This window comes from Vibrio sp. TMPB1044 (assembly GCF_030442075.1).
Taxonomy (GTDB): domain Bacteria; phylum Pseudomonadota; class Gammaproteobacteria; order Enterobacterales; family Vibrionaceae; genus Vibrio; species Vibrio satsumensis.
Genome location: NZ_JAUJED010000023.1, coordinates 246,501 through 264,973 on the forward strand (window position 1 = coordinate 246,501; position 18,473 = coordinate 264,973).

At 44.0% G+C, this 18,473-nt stretch carries 12 protein-coding genes; 10 read left to right on the top strand and 2 right to left on the bottom strand.

Annotated features, from left to right (window positions below):
- The first annotated feature begins 1 nt into the window (after position 1).
- The 9 genes from QQ041_RS17025 to ggt all read left to right on the top strand — a co-directional run bounded on the left by QQ041_RS17025 (position 2) and on the right by ggt (position 14,794).
- Positions 2–2,233: a response regulator gene (locus QQ041_RS17025; protein ID WP_285954563.1), complete on the top strand. Its 2,232-nt coding sequence runs from the start codon at positions 2–4 to the stop codon at positions 2,231–2,233.
- Complete coding sequence (locus QQ041_RS17030; RefSeq protein ID WP_285954564.1) at positions 2,208–3,632, top strand: TolC family protein; 1,425 nt, start codon at positions 2,208–2,210, stop codon at positions 3,630–3,632. Before QQ041_RS17025 ends, QQ041_RS17030 begins: the two co-directional genes overlap by 26 nt.
- Positions 3,622–5,208, top strand: a complete 1,587-nt coding sequence (locus tag QQ041_RS17035) for an ABC transporter transmembrane domain-containing protein (protein ID WP_285954565.1) — start codon at positions 3,622–3,624, stop codon at positions 5,206–5,208. Before QQ041_RS17030 ends, QQ041_RS17035 begins: the two co-directional genes overlap by 11 nt.
- Positions 5,205–7,343 (top strand): ATP-binding cassette domain-containing protein, encoded by a 2,139-nt coding sequence (locus QQ041_RS17040; protein ID WP_285954566.1) that lies wholly within the window; start codon positions 5,205–5,207, stop codon positions 7,341–7,343. The genes QQ041_RS17035 and QQ041_RS17040 overlap by 4 nt, the downstream gene beginning before the upstream one ends.
- 108 nt (positions 7,344–7,451) lie before the next feature.
- On the top strand, positions 7,452–7,826 hold the full coding sequence (locus QQ041_RS17045) for a hypothetical protein (protein WP_285954567.1): 375 nt from the start codon (positions 7,452–7,454) through the stop codon (positions 7,824–7,826).
- Positions 7,827–8,041: 215 nt separating this feature from the next.
- Positions 8,042–11,254 (top strand): response regulator, encoded by a 3,213-nt coding sequence (locus tag QQ041_RS17050; RefSeq protein WP_285954568.1) that lies wholly within the window; start codon positions 8,042–8,044, stop codon positions 11,252–11,254.
- 9 nt (positions 11,255–11,263) lie between these two features.
- Positions 11,264–11,740, top strand: a complete 477-nt coding sequence (locus QQ041_RS17055) for a hypothetical protein (RefSeq protein ID WP_146491676.1) — start codon at positions 11,264–11,266, stop codon at positions 11,738–11,740.
- 1 nt (position 11,741) lies between these two features.
- Entirely contained in the window at positions 11,742–12,809 is a 1,068-nt protein-coding gene (locus tag QQ041_RS17060) for a sulfate ABC transporter permease (RefSeq protein ID WP_285954569.1), read from the top strand.
- A 254-nt stretch (positions 12,810–13,063) separates the two neighbouring features.
- Positions 13,064–14,794 carry a gamma-glutamyltransferase gene (gene ggt / locus QQ041_RS17065; protein ID WP_285954570.1) on the top strand — a complete coding sequence of 577 codons (1,731 nt, stop codon included), beginning with the start codon at positions 13,064–13,066 and terminating at the stop codon, positions 14,792–14,794.
- Between the two features lie 146 nt (positions 14,795–14,940).
- On the opposite strand, the gene QQ041_RS17070 is transcribed toward ggt, so the two are convergent.
- Positions 14,941–15,999, bottom strand: coding sequence for a hypothetical protein (locus QQ041_RS17070; RefSeq protein ID WP_285954571.1), 1,059 nt, complete (start codon positions 15,997–15,999; stop codon positions 14,941–14,943).
- A gap of 93 nt (positions 16,000–16,092) precedes the next feature.
- Positions 16,093–17,424 carry an anaerobic sulfatase maturase gene (locus QQ041_RS17075; RefSeq protein ID WP_285954572.1) on the bottom strand — a complete coding sequence of 444 codons (1,332 nt, stop codon included), beginning with the start codon at positions 17,422–17,424 and terminating at the stop codon, positions 16,093–16,095.
- Between the two features lie 137 nt (positions 17,425–17,561).
- On the opposite strand from QQ041_RS17075, the gene QQ041_RS17080 reads away from it, so the two are divergent.
- The gene (locus tag QQ041_RS17080; protein ID WP_285954573.1) at positions 17,562–18,350 is read left to right on the top strand and encodes an SUMF1/EgtB/PvdO family nonheme iron enzyme; all 789 of its coding nucleotides are present in this window, start codon (positions 17,562–17,564) and stop codon (positions 18,348–18,350) included.
- Positions 18,351–18,473 lie beyond the last annotated feature (123 nt).

Genomic DNA, 18,473 nt, shown 5'->3' on the forward strand with positions numbered 1-18,473 from the left:
AATGAGCGGAAAACCTTCTTACAACATTTCCGTACCGGCCTTGCGACTCAGCATTTTGTTTAGTGTCGTACTGGTAGCTCTCGCTTTCTATTTATACTTTTCTTGGTCAAAAGTCGACTCGGTTGCGCAAGTGCAAAGCGCCCCACTTCTGATACAAGCCCAAAAGCTCAATCAGACCATAGAATTTGACATTCAAACCTTGCAGCACTGCTTAAAAGCCAACAATTGCAGTACCAGTGACTTTAACCTGTCTACTTTGAAGGGTGAGATTGATGAATTCCGCTCTTTAGCCTCTTTGAACAAAACCGAATTCAGTTTGGTTGGTGCGACCGAATACACCCAACTTGAATTAGCTCTCAATCGCTTTTCCGACAGCGCTAAAACACGCAATGACATACTCGACTTATACCTATCGCTGACGAACAAGTACCTACAGATGGATGACAACTATCGCACCATGTTCAACAACCATGCGAGTGACTTAATGTCAGAGAAAAATGAGTTCTTTGTCTGGTTGTTTATGGTGGTCGTGATATTGGCCGTGATTGCCGTTTTCTCTAACTCAGTTGCCATGTTGAAACTGAAGAAATCCAGCTCTAACGAGCGAGAAATCGACTATGAGTTTGATGCCCTGTATCAAGAGCTAAAGGAACTCGATTTACAAAGACTCGAAGAGCTTCTTAATGAAGTGAGCATCAACCCCAAACAACGCCAAATCTACTCTCACCTCAAGTTGATCTTCAGTAAATTGGAAGACCAAAAGCGCAATAACGATCTTTACAAACAGCTGTATGCACTGATCGGGTATGAGATTCGCGGTATCACCAATACCATCAACGGCGGTGTCCAATATCTGGTTCAAGAAACCGATGAAAACGGCGTATTGATGGCGAAGGATATTACCTCAGCGTGTAGTACCTTATCTGAGTTAGCAGAAAACTATAACCGTTTGATTTCACAGGGTACGGAAAGTAAATCGAAAGAATTTTCACTACTCAACGTATTGTCGGAATTGATGATTCATATCAGCGCCAAAATTCAACGAAATGAAGGTGAACTTGACTGCTTTATCTCTGACAACTTACCCAATCGTGTAGAAGGTCAATCCACCAGCTTGTTCTGGATATTGTTCCTGCAGCTTTCCAATGCCATTCAACTCAAATCAAATAAGAAACTATTTGTGACGATTGAATCTGGCGCTGCTTCTGATATGGAAAACACCCGTGTCACCATCAACCTCAACTTCTTATCAACGCTGGATGTCTCTGTTGCCAAGCTCAATAAACTCCATTGGAGCGATCACAAAGACCATACTGCGAACACCGATGACTTGGCGAAAAGTGTTCTGAAGGATTACGGATATTATGAGAGTCACTGGTTCCAATCCGGGGCTCAGGAACGTTTTCAGATTGAACTCGATCTTAAGGCTAAGAACTTTCACACAGAGAAGACTCGCTTCGATGGCAAGCGTTTACTGCTGTGTGCCAATACTCAAATCCGTATTGATGTGATGAAGAAAATGCTCAGTAACTTAGGACTAGACATCACCGAGATTCGTACTGCAAATGAGCTTTTCTCAGCGGCGAAAACGTTCGGTGATTACGATGCGATTATGCTGACCGATACCTTTGAACCTAACAAGCTGCCGTCGTTGAGCAAAACGGTCAAATCTCAGCTTAAGAACTACCCAAACACCAAGCTATTACTGTCAGTGACTAACACTCAACAAGCACAAGAGTGCCATAGCTTCGTCGACAAGATCATCAACTCACCTGCTATCCCCTATGAGTTTATTCCTAACTTACTCACCATTATGGAAGCAGAAGCTTCGGAAGAGCAAATGGAGAACAGCTCTTTCCTTATCGTAGAGGATGACCGAGTTCAGCAAATTTTACTTAAACGGATTCTTACCAAACAAGAATATGAACCAGACATGGTTGGCGATGGCGCTGACGCAGTGAAACACTTCATGAATAAACGTTCTGACATCATCTTCATGGATTGCATCATGCCGGGGATGGGGGGCATCGAAGCAACAAAACGCATTCGCCAGTTCGAACAAGAAAACGAGAAAAACCCTTGCACCATCATAGGTGCAACCGCATTGACCAGCAGTAACGAACATCAAGCTTGTATTGAAGCGGGAATGGATTATGTGATCAGCAAACCTTATAAAAGCGACCAAATCATCAAGGTGATCAACAAGTATGTTGCAGTACAGAAACTTAACTAGCGGCATCATAGCTGCGCTTACATTAAGCACGACACCTTCAGCATCGGCGACTACCCTGCTGGAGGCGGTAGAGCTCGGCCTGCAAAACAGCCTGTCTCTTCGCGCCAGTGATAAGGGCGTGGAAGAGAACGAATACAACATTGGTATCAGTCGCTCTAAGTTTCTTCCTTCTTTAAATGGTGCTGCTGATACCACATGGAATGAAAATGAAACTTTGCTATCGAGTCTGCCTGATGAGACTTCTAGCTATAACTCAAACAGATACAGCCTTTCTCTTTCCCAATCGGTCTTCAATCTGGGCGATATTTTCAAATATGGAACAGCTAAGCTCGACTTCAATATTGAAGAGATTAAACACGAGAACAAAATCCAAAGCACCATCTCAGAAATCGGCTCTCAATACTTTGAGTATTTAAAAAACAACGCCCAAATTAAAGCGACCAAGGTAGAGCTTAAATCGTCTGAAACGCGTGAACATCAAATGCGACGCAATGTAGAGCTAGGTAACACCGCAGCCAGTGAGCTGTACGAAGTGATTGCTCAGAAAGAAGGCGTTTCGAACCGACTAAGAACCTTACAGAAAGACCGACGTGTCATTCTCAACGGACTCTCTATTCAAATTCAATACCCTATCACTCCGTCGCAAGACATATACGAAAGCGTGCCTTTAAAAGAGATCAACAAAACCGAGCAACGCTCAATCATGGATCAAGCGTTGAAGCTCAACAACGACTTGTTGGTAGCGAAGAAAAACGTCGAAAGAAGCCGCAGAAGCTTAAAGGAGAGCGGATCGAATTTCTTACCGACCGTGTCGCTTTCAGCCAGCTATCGACACGATGACGCCAATAACTACGATAAAACCGACATTACAGCGACAGGTGAAAGTAACTCAACCAGTGTTGGCTTAAACCTCGCCGTGCCACTCTTGTCCGGTGGCTCTGATTACTACGGCTACCAGAAGTCATCAACGGCCATCGAGCGTACTGAGCTGCTTTACCAAGATTCGCTTTATACCACACGTAACAGCGTAAATACCTCAGTACTTAACATTAACGATTTCTCGCAGTCTATAAGCAGTTACGAAAACATCATTCGCGCCAACTATGCATCTTATAAAGGGATCCAAAGAGCCTACCAATTAGGCACGCGTACCATCACCGACTTGCTGGCGGCGGAAAGTAAACTGTTCAGCGCTTTGAGAGACTATGAAAGCGCACGATACGACTACATCATCGAGACTATCAAGCTTGAGCAAATTAAAGGCATACTCTCAATTCAATCGATAGAGAGCATCATGCAATTGATGAGCGATATTGAGGGACGAGACAATCAAGATTTGGTGCCTAAACACCTTCTCTCGACGGAGTCATTGAGAAAAGGAGGTCATAATGCAAACTGAGCAATTTTCGCAAAAGATAAATATGGCAGATAAGTGCTATCTGACTTTCTCAACGATAATATCAACCCTGTTTGGCTTGGTGCTGCCTTTCTCCATTCTGATCATTTTTGACCGAGTGTTACCCAACCAAGCACAAGATACTCTTTTCTTATTGTTCGCAATTATCTTGATTTCCATCTTCCTCGACTATCATCTGAAAAATCAGGAAGAGAAGATTTCCTCTGTCATCATGAGGCAGTTTGAGACCAACTTAACCAACAAGGTATTTCAATCCATCTGTTTGGCTGACATCTCTAAATTCCGCAGTTTAGAACCGGGCGAATACCTAGAACGAATCTCAACCATTCCTGAACTTAAGACTTTCTTTGGTGGAGAGTCGGTTCGAGCGCTTATCAACCTTGCCGTCAGCGTGATCACAATCCTCATCATAGGACTCATCAACATATGGGCTGGCATTACCCTTCTGATTGCCTCTGTCATCTTGGCTATTTTTGCTTGGAGCCTTTCCAAACAAAAAATTGGTAGCTTGCAGAATAAATCAGACATCGAAGGGTTAACCACCTCCAAAATCATTGAGATAATCTCTAGTCCACTTGATATCAAAGCTCGAAACATGGAGTACCGAGTTGAAAGTCTGATGACACAAATGGTCGAAGAGCGCGAAGTTGAGAACATTAAATATGAGCAGATTGAATCGAACTTCAGCCTAATATTGGCGCTGATCCAACAGCTCTCCATTGCTTGTGTTGTTGTGGTATTGGCAACAGCCGTTATCAACATGGAATCGAGTCAAGGCATCATGGCCGCCATTATCATGCTGACCAACCGTTATTTTGCGCCTTACCAACAAGTGATGCGCACCGCGAGTCGCTGGGAGTTAAACAAACTCCACATACAACGTATCGCCGAACTGCTTGAGCTTGCGGCTTCTGTTGATCATCAACATGAGACAACGGAAGTTGAACGTATTTCGGTTAAGTATTCTGAAAAACAACGTATCGAGTTCGAACTCGGCCAAGCCTATTTGCTGACAGGAAAAAGTGGTTCAGGTAAGACCCACCTCGCTAACTGTATTACGCGCCAGAACAGCGATAACAAACTCGACATCATGATTAACGATACCCCTCTCGATGACGTGAACTACAACGTTTGGCGTAACAGCGTGTTGATGGTCGACAAAACAAGCTCGTTTGTTGAAGGAACTATTATTGATAACCTAACTTGCTTCCGACCAAGTTTGAATAATACGGCGTTTACACTGTGTGAAACCATGAATATCAAAGCGCAAATTGACGGACTTCCTGCTGGTTTTTATACGGAACTCAAAGGGCATATGCGTAATCCATTCTCTCGCCAGGTTGGATATGCCTTATTATTGGTTCGTGCTCTACTCGCCAGTAAACGCGTGTTGATATTTGATGACATCGATTGTGTCTTTGATGAAGAATTTGCGCGAATGGTACTCACCAGTACAGCTTATCGTGCCAATGACAAAATCCTAATCATAGCCAGTAATAAAATGGATAAACTTAACCACCGCCTCAAACGCGTAAAACTTACCGGAGGTGACCAATGAGTATCCTAGTTGACTTCAACAATGTTCCGCAGCGTGTGTTGGACTGTGAATCAAGTGCTTATGATGAACGCTACGGTCAGTCGCCGCTGATTCGCGGCTTAGCCTACACCTTGATAGCGCTGGAATGGGAGGGTACGCCTTCTATACTCAGTGACGCTTTTATTCCTCAGCCAAAAGACAGCGACAGTTTTACTGCAACTATAGAGCGTCTTGGATATCGCTGTGATATAACCAAGCTAAAGACACTCGAGAATATCGATAAATACCCTCACCCATGCTTTATTGAGATAGAGAACCTTAGTGCGATCTTCTTAGGCACCAAAGATGGAAAGTTGATCCTGTTTGATTACACGAACAACAACACCATTGAATATCCAATGTGTAAAAAGCCCTGTTTGCTTATTTCTATTAGTGAATACTCTCGTTTGTTCCGTGAACCACCACCGGAATCTCAAGACAGAAGCAATTGGATAAAGTACGCTTTCTATCGTTACAACAATGAACTCAAAAGCCTGATCATCCTCAGCTTTGTGATCAGTATCTTGGGAGCGTTACAACCGTTCTTCATTATGAGTGTGTATAACTTCGCGCTCACTTCGAGCTCTCAAGCCACACTCTATTGGTTGACCCTATTTGCCGTGATCGTTGGCTTCTCGGAATACTTCTTCAAAAAGATGCGAGTCAACATCATTGCCACCTCCGGTAAAGATCTCGCGGTGCACATATCTCAAGCCGTAATATCGAAACTGCTTTGGCTACCCTACGCAATGACTTCAACCGCAGGGGTTTCGTCTCAGTTGGCTCGTTTGAAAGATATCGATACCTTCCGCCGCTTAGTGACCGCAGAATCGACCCTTAGTTACTTTGATATGCCGTTTGTGATTGTATTCATCATTGCGATTGCTCTGATGTCTGGCACCGCTGCACTTGTGGTGATAGGCGGCTTAATCTTGATGTTAGTGTTCTGTATTTACTCTCGTTATATCTACTCACAAGCCACATCTAAAAGCTCTCGCGCTAACGCCATGGTCTCTTACCAATGGAATGAAATCCTTCGCGGTATTAAGACTATTCAAGGTTTGCCTTTGTTGCGCGTGGTTCAATCTCGTTTTAGTGCCTCCCATATGCAAAGCACCAGTGATGCGGAGAGCGTTGCCGTAACTAACAGTAAGATTCAGGCTGCTGGCGGCAGTTTAATTCAAGTGATTGGTACGGCAAGTATTGTGACAGCCGTCATTGGCGTAATGGAAGGCACTTCCGATGCTGGTGCTATGCTCGCGACCGTTATTCTGGTTTGGAAAGCGTTAGGCCCAATCATGGGCATCTATAACTCAATTTCTAAGTTCCAGTCGATCAAGGCTTCATCAGCACAGATCAACAACTTGATGTCGATGAATGATGACAAATTAACCTTGGAGAAAAGCCCGCCTATTCGCTTGTTCCAAGGCAACATTGTGGGCAGCGGCGTCAGCCACCGATATGCGGGAGCGGCGACCGGCTTAACCAATCTTGGTTTCAAAGTCCCAGCCAGTGCCAAAGTGGTCGTTTGTGGCCCTACGGGTTGCGGAAAAACCACACTAATTTCAATCATTGCAGGGTTAGAAGACCGCTATCAAGGCGCAGTGTCTGTCGATGGTTACAACATTAAACAGTTCAATAGCTATCGCTATCGCACATCAATCAATTACATCCCTTTCAATTTGCACATTTTCGAAGGTTCTTTGGAAACCAACTTCATTTTGCACAATGGATTGATTCCCACAGAGAAAATGCAGGAGATGGTGAGCTTCTTCGAATTAGACGAATGGCTGCCGGAAGGCTTGGCAACTCAATTGAGTGTCGATAAATGCAAAGGCCTTCCCAATGGTATTCAGCAAAAGCTGCGTTTGGCGCTTGGTTTAGGCAACTGTGAGCAATCTCTGATCATCATTGATGAACCCTTTAATGGGGCTGAAAATGAAAACGCGCAGTATTTTAACCGTTTGTTCAGCGATAAGTTGTTGAGCAAAACAGTCATTTTTTCAACCAATGATCCTGGCTTGATCGCCACTTCCAACATGAGTCTGGTTCTAGAGCCTGACGGGAATCTTAAATATTTTGGCTTAACAGACAAATACTTAAACAGTTTGAGTTAGAACAAGAATGCCTACTCACAATTATCCACTTCAGGAAATTGATGCAATTGACAAAATCATAACCAAGAGAGATGATTCGCTCTAATACCACCACGAACAAGGAAGAAAATGTACACATTCGTTGCAGGCAAGCTTGATGTAGTTTACTTATCCGCAATTCCTGAAAATCATATGCTTCAGGACTGTGACGTGCCTGAAGAAGAAATCGAGCTCCGAGAGATCATTGAAATTTGGTACGAATTTTCATTCCTGCCCGCTTTCAACCTGCAGAAAATTGAAATCGCTAATAAACCAGAGCTTACAATCATACAAACACACGTTTTGAACAATGATGCGAGCACTCTCGCCTTTCTATTAAAAAATCGAGTTTATCGCGCTGCGTTAAATAGAATGCTCAGCGTTTGGACATTAGAGCCCTCCGCAAAAAACGCACTGAAGCAACTTCTATTAGAAGCAAAACAAGATAAAGATCATCCTCATTAACTCAGCTTTTTAAGCTATTCATCAATAAGCATAAAAAGTAAACCTACTGATAATCACTATACATTGTTAGAAATGGATTCCTTTTATAGGTAAGCTACAGAATCACAAGAAGTTATACCCCTCCCACACTTCCATTAAATTTACCGTTCCAAAGTTTCAATATCGCTTTTTTTATTCTACTGTTTTTATATAAAACAGTTGGATGGATCCTTTATATGGCGATTACGGTCTGGAATAACCTTTCAGTCAAACATAAACTCTTTGGCTTAGTTCTACTTCCCATTTCACTACTGCTTTTCCTTGCTGGCAGACAAGCATATATCTTGACGACTCAGTTAACCGATTTCGAACGCACAAATCAGTTATCTGTTTATCTTCAAGATATTTCCGTTCTCTATCGGAGCACTTTGGCCTCTAGTCCAGAAGAGTTCGCAAGGCAAAGTAGCCAAGTTAAAGCAGAACTAAAAAACCTATCTCCCACTATTTTCTTGCGTACTTCAAGTGAGATGGACCAGCTTGTTGCCGGCTTCAGCGAAGCTACTCTATCGACAATTGAAGCCACTGACAGTTACGACAAATTAGATGCCCTTGAGTGGCAGAGCGATTTATACAAACAGCTGCTCCTTGAAATAGAAAAAGTCCCATTTGAAAACACCAAACGTGAAATTCAACAACACCTCACCGCCTTACAACAACTCGAATGGTTGATGTTTTGGTCAAACGAGGAATTCAAGCTGGGTACTTCTCTGATTGAAATATTCCAAACTAGCCAAGAGTACGACCCCGAACTTGCTGAACAAATCAAAACCTTGAGCGAAAGACAGCAATTGTTTCTAGAACGTTTTGTTTCATTGAATGCCAACGAACATCAAGTGTCGCTGATGGTTGAAGTCTTCAGAAACGATGTGTTTGCTCAAAGCCAAGAGATCAGAAACGCATTACTCGACCTAAACGCAATCAGCCAATTAACACCACAAGAAGTTTCTGTTGGCTTGGAAGCGATGAGTGCTCGTCTCAGCTTATTACAAAGCCTCGGCACTGTTATCAAGCAAGAGTTCCAACAAGAAGTTGAGCAAGCGATCTCAGACGCGCAAGTACAACGAACACTGTTTATCTCCATCGTTGCCCTACTCGCTACCATTGTCATGGGGTTAACCCTAAGCTTAGCGAGACAAGTAACCAACAACCTAGGCTTGATACTTAAGTTCTTGAAGAGTGAAAACGATGAAACACGCCCTTCTTTAGACAAGCTCATTCAGGGTAAAGACGAACTCAGCCTATTTGCTCAACAAGTTGAACGGCTGACCATTGAAAGAGAACACGCTAAGGAAAGGTTAACGCTTGCTAAAGAAGACGCAGAGCGCGCCAAAGAAGACGCGGAAGAAGCGAAAGACCACGCGATACAAGCCAGCAAGGCCAAAAGTAGCTTCTTGGCTAACATGTCACACGAAATTCGTACCCCATTGAATGGGGTTATCGGCATCTCAGAAATCCTGTCAGATACACCGCTCACACCAACCCAACGAGATTACGTCGATACCATTGAGACCTCATCTCAACTGCTTCTAAGCCTTATCAACGACATTTTAGACTTCTCTAAGATTGAATCTGGCATGCTATTAATCAGCCCGCATTCCGCATCCGTCAGAGAATCGATATACGACATAGCCTCGATTGTGGCGCCAAAAGCGAAAGAACAAAAAATAGAAATTAATGTTGATATCAGCCCAGACACACCGGCACGCGTGATGATAGACGATCACCGTTTAAGACAGATCTTGATGAACTTTATGTCGAATGCAGTGAAGTTTACTGCAGAAGGCGGCGTCACCCTATCAATCCAAACGTTCAACAAGTCAGAAAACAGTGTCACCCTTAGATTTGGTGTACGAGACACCGGTATTGGGATCGACAAACAACAACAGAAACAAATATTCGAACCCTTTGCTCAAGAAGATGATTCAACCACACGCCAATTCGGAGGTACTGGTCTTGGCCTAGCCATCAGCACACAGTTGGTTGAACTTATGGGTGGCCAGATTCAGCTCGACTCCGTCAAGGGCGAAGGCAGCTGTTTCTACTTCGACTTAGAATTACCCGTCGATATTATGCTACCGAAACCAAGTACAGCAACGTCTGATATTTATGTGCTAGGTAACGAAAACATACTGACTAAACGAATAGAATGGGATCTTAACCTTTATGGCTTAAAAGTGACTCAGCGAACGAACGACACTGCTGTAATTACATCACAACTCGCCACTCAAAAACACACTAAACCTATCACTGTCGTTTTCGCTGAAGATGACGCATTCCTAGCTAACTCCCACGCCGATAACTTAGCTAAGCTGTACCAAAGCGGCATCACTATCTGTTTGATACGTTCCTTCTTAAGTGAGCCAGCGGATCTTGGTAACAGCGTTACAGCACAAGTCGCACAGCCCCTACTCGGCTTGCGTTTAATTAAAGCTATTGAGCTTTGTGATACGCGAGGTTTGGCGGAACTATCAGAGGCAAGCCGGCCACCAGTAGAGATTCAACACAAAATCCTCATCGTTGAAGACAACAAGATCAACCAGAAGATTGCTGGGCTTCATGTTGGAAAAAGTGGATTTGAATTTGAGTTTGCGAATAACGGCCAAGAAGCTGTGGACATGTTTACCGCAAACCCACATTACGCCGCCATTCTTATGGATTGTATGATGCCCGTTATGGACGGCTTTGAAGCAACAGGCAACATTCGCCGAGTTGAAAAAGAGACCAATGCTACGCGACGCATCCCTATCATCGCTCTTACTGCCAGTGTGATTGATGACGATATTCAAAAGTGTTTCGATGTGGGTATGGACGACTACGTGCCAAAACCATTCAAATTCGAGATGTTGAAAGAGAAAGTGCTCGCAGCTGTAGAAGCAATGCCACTGCCGGCAACACACAATACAGCGCCAGCGACAAACTCAATCGTTACCCCTATTCATAATGCTGCCCCTACAATTCAAGCGGCTAAAACTACGCTGCCGGAGGAGCATCAAGAAGAGCCAGTACCAAGCAAGTCTGAAAAGATTCTGTTGGTAGAAGACAATCGTGTAAACCAAAAAGTGGCGTCAGTCATGCTTAAGAAAGCAGGATATACCTTTGAAATTGCGGACAACGGACAGATCGCCGTTGATATGTATCAGAACGACAGTAGCTTCGACATTATTTTAATGGACTGCATGATGCCTGTGATGGATGGTTTCACCGCAACCAGGGAGATTAGAGAACACGAGAAAAACTTAGGCTTAACAAAGACTCCTATCATCGCGTTAACCGCTAGTGTAATTGATGATGATATTCAAAAGTGCTTTGATTCCGGAATGGATGGGTACGTCGCGAAACCCGTAAGAAAAGAAAAGCTATTCCACCAAATAGAAAGTGCGACTTGTTAGGAGAAACTAATGGATTGGATCAAAACAGTGAAATCACTCCAGTGCAGAGTTCTGCTACGAGCAGTTCTAGGGTTATTCGGAAGTTTACTTATTTTCAACCCTGCTCATGCCACTGAAGATTACGCAATATTTACTTTAGACACAGGGTTTGAAGAGATATCGATAAACAAAGCGAGAAAGCTATATAGAGGTAAAACTAAACGCCTCAATGGCAAGCGTGTTGAACTGTCTGATTGGCCTGAGAACAGCACCGAAAGAGGAGAGTTTTATCAGCTTTTGCTTGGGAAAAATGCAGCTCAAATGAACGCTCACTGGGCTGGCTTATCTTTTTCTGGAAAAGCGCGTTACCCAAGAGAAATCAAAACGGCATCAACCGATAGCTTAGTGGACTGGCTGGATGACAAACCAAACCGTATTGGTTACTCCCCACTCTCTTCGGTTCCTCAAAATGCCAACGTTCTCTACATTATAAGTTCGGAGAAATAATATGAAAAAGATAATTACGTCAGTGCTATGTGCTTCGATTTCCTCTCCGGCTTTTGCGATTATTGAACTTACCGATAATTTGTCATTAAGTGGCTTTGGTTCAACATCTTGGGCGAAATCAGACAATGATAATCCACTCATCATTAACCGAGGCTTTACTGATGAGAGCTGCTACGACTGTGATACCACATTTGGCGTTCAATTAGACTACTTTTACAACTCATTCAAAGCCTCTGTTCAAGTGGTGAAAGCCCCCCAATACGATTGGAGTGACCCTCAGCTTGAGTGGGCTTACCTTGGCTATGAATTCAATGACTTTGATGTCAGCATCGGTCGATTGAGACTGCCACTGTTTCTTACCTCTGAGTACTATTATGTCGGCCAAGCCTACATGACAGCGAGGCCACCGACAGAAGTATATAACGCCGTATTGGGTATCACCGCATTTAACGGGATTAAAGTCAGCTGGACTCACGATGTGAGTGATGAGGCAACGCTGTTACTCTCCCCTTTCTTCGGCGTAAAAGACAAAAACGAAGTCGATTTTAATTCGAGTACAGAACTGGAGTTTGAAACCAACCGCATGTTTGGTGCCAACCTTCAGTTAAGTGGAGAGAACTATCGTTGGAATTTGTCATTCCTCGATTCCAACTTTGATCAGACTGTAAAGATTAAAAACGTTGGTGCGCTGCCTACTGCAGACAACCAACACATCCAGCTTTGGTCTTTGGGTGCTGAGTATGAATTTAGTCAAGCGGTACTATCAAGTGAAGGACAAATCAGTGACTTCTCTTCATCAATGTATGCAAGTTTGGGCTACAGATTGAATTCGTTTACGCCTTATGTCGTTTACGGTGCAGAATTTGACTCAAACGAACACCTTACAGGCAACAGCTATTTGATTGGTATCGATTACGACGTATTGCCGAACGTTTCTATCAATGGTGAAGTACAATACTTTGAAGCTCGTAAGTCAAATGGAGCCTTTATCGAGGACTTCAATCCACTGACAGGCTTTGATGATAAAGATGCTGTACTCTATACCATTATGCTGAGTTTCGTGTTCTAACCTAGAATTAAACAATCACCGTAAAAAAGCCCAAGCTAATCACTCTACCTTGGGCTTTTTTATCGCAGTCATTCTTCATTCCAACCTGTCGAAACATAAACCATAACTATCGTTTCAATGGTGAATATTGAGATGGTTTTATTCCAATGTCAGAGCGGTCAGCATTGTGTAAAAAGGCTGCAAACTCACGAACCTCACCGCCCTCACTCGGTCAATCTTAGAGTGAATAAACAGATACCTTAAACGGAGAACGCATGCGTATAGCAACTTTATCTTTAAGCTTGGTTTCAGCGGTGGGTTTTGCTGCTGAGCCCAGCCCTTTCCCAATCATGCCGAATACTGAAGGTGACAAATTCATGGTTAGTGCGACAAACCCCTATGTCAGCAGCACTGGCTATTCGATACTGAAACAAGGCGGTAATGCGATCGACGCCATGGTGGCGATGCAAATGACCATGTCAGTCGTCGAGCCCGATATGACGGGGATTGGTGGCGGGACGTTTGCTTTGTTTTATCAACATGACAAAGACCAATTCCTCGCAATCGATGGGCGTGACGAAGCGCCCTCAAGTGCGACTCCAGATATGTTTATGGAAGATGGTAAGGCACTCAGTCGAAATGAGATTTTAGGGCCAAGATCTGTCGCGGTACCGGGTACGCTTCGTTTGCTCTATAGCTCTCATCAAGAATACGGAAAGCTACCTTGGTCTGAGTTGGTGCAGCCTGCGATTGAGCTTGCCAGTAAAGGTTATGCAATGAACAGTTACACCTATGACATTGTGGTTCGTGAGCAAAACCGTTTAATTGAAGATCCAGAAATCAAAGCGCTCTATTGGGATAACGACGAAATCAAACCGACGGGCACCTTGATGACCAATCCAAAGCTTGCCAATACGTTGACCAATATTGCGCAACAAGGTGACAAATATCTTTATGGTGGAGAGTTTGGTAAGAACATTGTCGAAACGGTCAACAGTGGCATCGATTCAGACCACGCAAAATTATCCATTGAAGACTTTGAACAGTACCAAATCAAAAAGCGTGACGTCATTGAGAGCGACTATCGTGGTAACAAGATCGTATCCTTTGGTTACCCTGCCTCTGGTGGCGTGATGGTTACTCAAAGCCTTGAAATGTTAGAAGCCTATAACTTAGCCGACATGTCTAAAACCGATGTTGAACCTTGGCGCTTGATGACCGAAGCCATGAGAATCGCCAAAGCCGATCGCATCGCTTATGCCGGTGACCCAGATTACATCGAAGCGCCAGTTGCAGCCCTACTCGACAAAGCCTACATCGATGGGCGACGTAAGCTCATTCCAGAGACTGGCATTGCGAAAACAAAACCAAAAGCAGGCAAGCTAACCGATACTGATTACGCTCAGTATCAAGGTTTTGAGAGCCAAGATACCGGGCACATCTCCATCATCGACAAAGACGGTAATGCCATTGCAATGACCAGCACCGTCGGCACAGGCATGGGGTCTGGGCTAATGGTCGATGGCGTGGTTCTTAATGCCCAAATGGCAAATTTCTCCACCAAACCCACAATAAACGGTAAACCGACTCAAAACTCTATTGAAGCAGGTAAGCGACCTCGCTCAGCGATCACCCCGCTAATGGTTATGGATAAAAAAGACGACCTGCGTTTAGTGGTAGGTTCTCCTGGTAGCTCACAAATTCCGGGGTACGTGTTGAAAACTGTGGTGGGCATTCTCGATTGGGATCTGTCTGCGCAGGAAGCGATTGACCTGCCGAATATTCAGTATGGCACTAAGATTGATCGAACCAAACCTTATGATCCAACAGGTTTGTTGGTCGAGAAGAAAACCTACGCTGAAATGCTAGTACCAGAGTTCATGCAGCTCGGTTATCAGGTGCATGTCATTCCCGTCGTCAGTGGCTTGAATGCCATTGAAGTCAAAGATGGCAAGATCTATGGCGCGACCGACAGACGCCGTGCATCAAGCTCTATGGGTGAATAATAAAACGAAATGGGCAAGTAACAGGCTTGCCCTTATTTTGTCTTTAGTTGCTTGAACCTTGTCTAAGCAGTTCATGGATGCGAAAAGCCAGTCGAATATTTTGACTGGCTTTTCATTATCGGCTTCGCTATTTACTCATTTGGATATTATGAGCTTGGCGCTACTCGCTTCTCTTTCAATTGCTCAATTACATAATCAGGAGCCACTTTACCTAGCTCACCCAAGCAATCATCTGTCTTTTCATTGCCGTAGCGCACATAGATATCGCATACCGCGTATAGCTGCTCTGGAGAACCAGAGATCAAATATGCTTTCTCGAACGATTTAGTCGACTTGTCGATATCCAACTCTTCTTGTAATACCCCATTTAGGTACCAGTAATAGCTGTTGTCTTTCGCTAATTCAGCTGCAACTTCAATCTCTTTTGCAGCAGCACCTTTGTCTTCCAGGCGAACCAGAGTCAACGACTTAGAATAATGCAGAGCCGCATTGTCCGGCACGTTCGCTAAACCGCGATCTAATACTTCAACCGCTTGTTGGTCTTTTTTCTGCGCTCGGAAATTATCAGCGTAGCTTAACCAAACTTGCGCTTCTTTTGGATGCGTATTGATCAGTTCTAGATAAACCGTTTCCGCCTTATCCCACTCGTTGTGCCAGCGAAGTACATCAGCAAACAGCAGTTGGTATTTTTCAGATTCTTGCGTTTCTAGAAAACTGATCAGCTCTTTTACTGGTGGTTCGATTTGTGCTTTTTGTTGTTCATCTAAGGCATTAAAGTCACGAATTAGATTTGATGTTGCCGTGTGGCGAACCATGGTATCGCTGTCTTTAAGCAACGGAGAGACTAATGCCCAGCGATGTTCGAGTTGATAAGGTTCAGAGCCAATCACAGACGCTTCGCGAACTTCAGGGTCTTTATCTTTCAAGCCTCTAGCAACAGCCACCAACGCATTTTGGCTTGGGTAAGCTGCCAATTCTTGCAGCGCACCAGTACGGTTTTCAATAGACTGATTCTGATCTTGCGCCATGTAAGACAACTGTTGAATGCGGGTTTGAGTGTCCGTCATTTCAAGCACTTGATTGATATTTTGTGCTGGTGCATCAACGGTTTGTTGAACGCTATTAGCTGCCATCGCTGACGTTGATAGCAATGCGGACGTTGAGATAAATAAAGCAACCGCTGTCGCTAAACTCTTCTTGATCATAGTATTACCTTAAGCTAGAGAACTTAGCCTGTCCCTAGACTCATATCTGATTAAATTTCGTTAGGATCGATAACTCTAAACCTAGAACTTGACTTAAAACTTAGTCTCAAATGTTGTTTGTTTTGCCAGTTCTGCTCGACGCGCCATCATCACAGAATCACGGTACTTACCATGAGCAACAGGGTGTCTCATCGCACGCGCGATATACGCCATCGATTTATCAACATGAGAGAAGAACTTGTGCCAGCCCGCACATAAATAGTTCAAGCCCGGCTCACCCGCACGAGTTTTGATAAAGCGATTTTTCGGACACTCGCCATGACAAGCAAACTTGTAGTCACATTGCTGACATTGGCTCGTCAGCGTACGTGATTTAGCGAAACCAAATTTCTGTTGTGGTGCACTGTATGCTAGGTCATCAAGCTTCTCGTGGTGGATGTTGCCAATTTTATATTCAGGATAAACGTAGTGGTCACAAGAGAACACATCGCCGTTTGGCTCCATCGCTAAGCCTTTACCGCAGATCTCATTAAGGGTACAAAGCGGGTTCGGGCGACCAATCCACGTTTCTAAGCTCGCTTCGAAATACTGAACAAACACTTTACCGATATCGTACTTCGCCCACTCATCAAACACAGCAATTAGGAAGTTGCCCCACGCTAAGTCCGATACACACCATGATTCCATGATCGAATCTTTGTGACCCGGGATAAGACGCTTGTCACCTTGCTTGAGTTGCTCACTCACTTGAGATGTTTGCGGTGCAACGGTTCTAAAGGTTTTTTGTTCTACGATAGGAATAAATTGCATTTGTGGAGACTTCACCACATCACGTAGGAAACGATACACTTCGAGTGCATTTTGACTAGTGAGATTATTCACACAGGTAAGCGTGGCGAATTTGACTTGGTGCTTGTGCAGCAACTCTACAGCAGCCATCACTTGTTTGAATGTGCCACGACCCGCTCGGTTGGTACGGTAAGCGTTGTGTAGCATTTCAGGACCATCAATACTTAAACCGATCAGGAAGTTGTTCTTTGCTAAGAACCGACCCCAATCGTCATTCAGTAATGTGCCATTAGTTTGTAGGTCATTTGAAATTAACACACCTTCGGGCTGATACTTTTTCTGTAGCTCAACCACACGCTCAAAATAAGCCAAACCTAACATGGTCGGCTCACCGCCCTGCCATGAGAAGATGATTTCTGGCGTATTTTGACCTTCGATGTATTGTCGGATGTAAGTCTCTAGCGTCTCATCATCCATTCTTGGAGAGCTGCCTTTCTTGTACTCCAACAAATCTTGCTTACTTAGGTAGTAACAATATTTACAGTCAATGTTGCACGCTGCGCCAATCGGCTTAGCCATAACATGCAGGCGCTTAGACGCTTTACCGTTATATTGTGGACCTTGAGTAATGTGCATGATTTACCTACCTATCTTAGTGTCTTGTTCCCATCATAATTCCGAATTAAGTCAGTGGCATGTTATACCCTTTATAACCAATAGGAATGACCAAAAACGTTAGAATTACGCCCTATTTCGAACATTTGAGGCACGTGATGAAATTTATCAATTACAAACATTTAGCAGCAGTTAGCGGCGTCACCATGACTATTTATCTAAGCGGCTGTGCAAGCGTGCCTACACACCCTATCGCTCAAAAAATTGACCAAGAGATGGTGTTGGTTGAAGGCGGAACATTCACCATGGGCTCAAACAGCCCAGAGGCGACCAAAGCAGAACGACCAGCCCGTGATGTAACTGTAGATAGTTTCTACATTGCGAAATTTGAGGTGACTCAAGAATTATTTGAATCGGTGATGGGTTCATCTCTCAGTTATTTCCAAAACCCGCAAGTTCCGGTCAACAACCTAAGCTGGCAACAAGCGAACTATTTCGTTGAGCAGTTGAATGAACTAACAGGCGAAGAGTACCGCCTACCAACTGAAGCTGAATGGGAGTTTGCTGCGAAAGGTGGCAACAAAAGCAAAGGCTATACTTACAGTGGTTCCAACAACTTAGATGAAGTTGCGTGGTACTCAGCAAATTCAAAAAATAGCGCGCATCCTGTCGGGTTAAAAAAGCCAAATGAACTAGGCTTATATGACATGACAGGAAACGTTGGGGAGTTTGTTATCGATGCCTTCGATGACACTTTCTACCGATTTGGTCCAACAGACAATCCAAACAACGCTAAACACAGTGACGTAGGCTTATCGCATAAGTCCGTTCGCGGTGGCAGCTTTGCTTATGACAAAAATGAATCTGAAAGTTACCGTCGTGACTTCGCAAGCCAATCGATCACTATGTCGGACATGGGCTTGCGTTTAGTTAAGGATACGAACTAACTAAAGCTGTGAACTAGCTAGAGATGTGAACCAGCTAAAGGTGCCGATGGTTATGACTCAATAATCTTCACCAACAATACTAAAAATACGATTCGCACTGTACACACGTTAGAAATCTGGCCA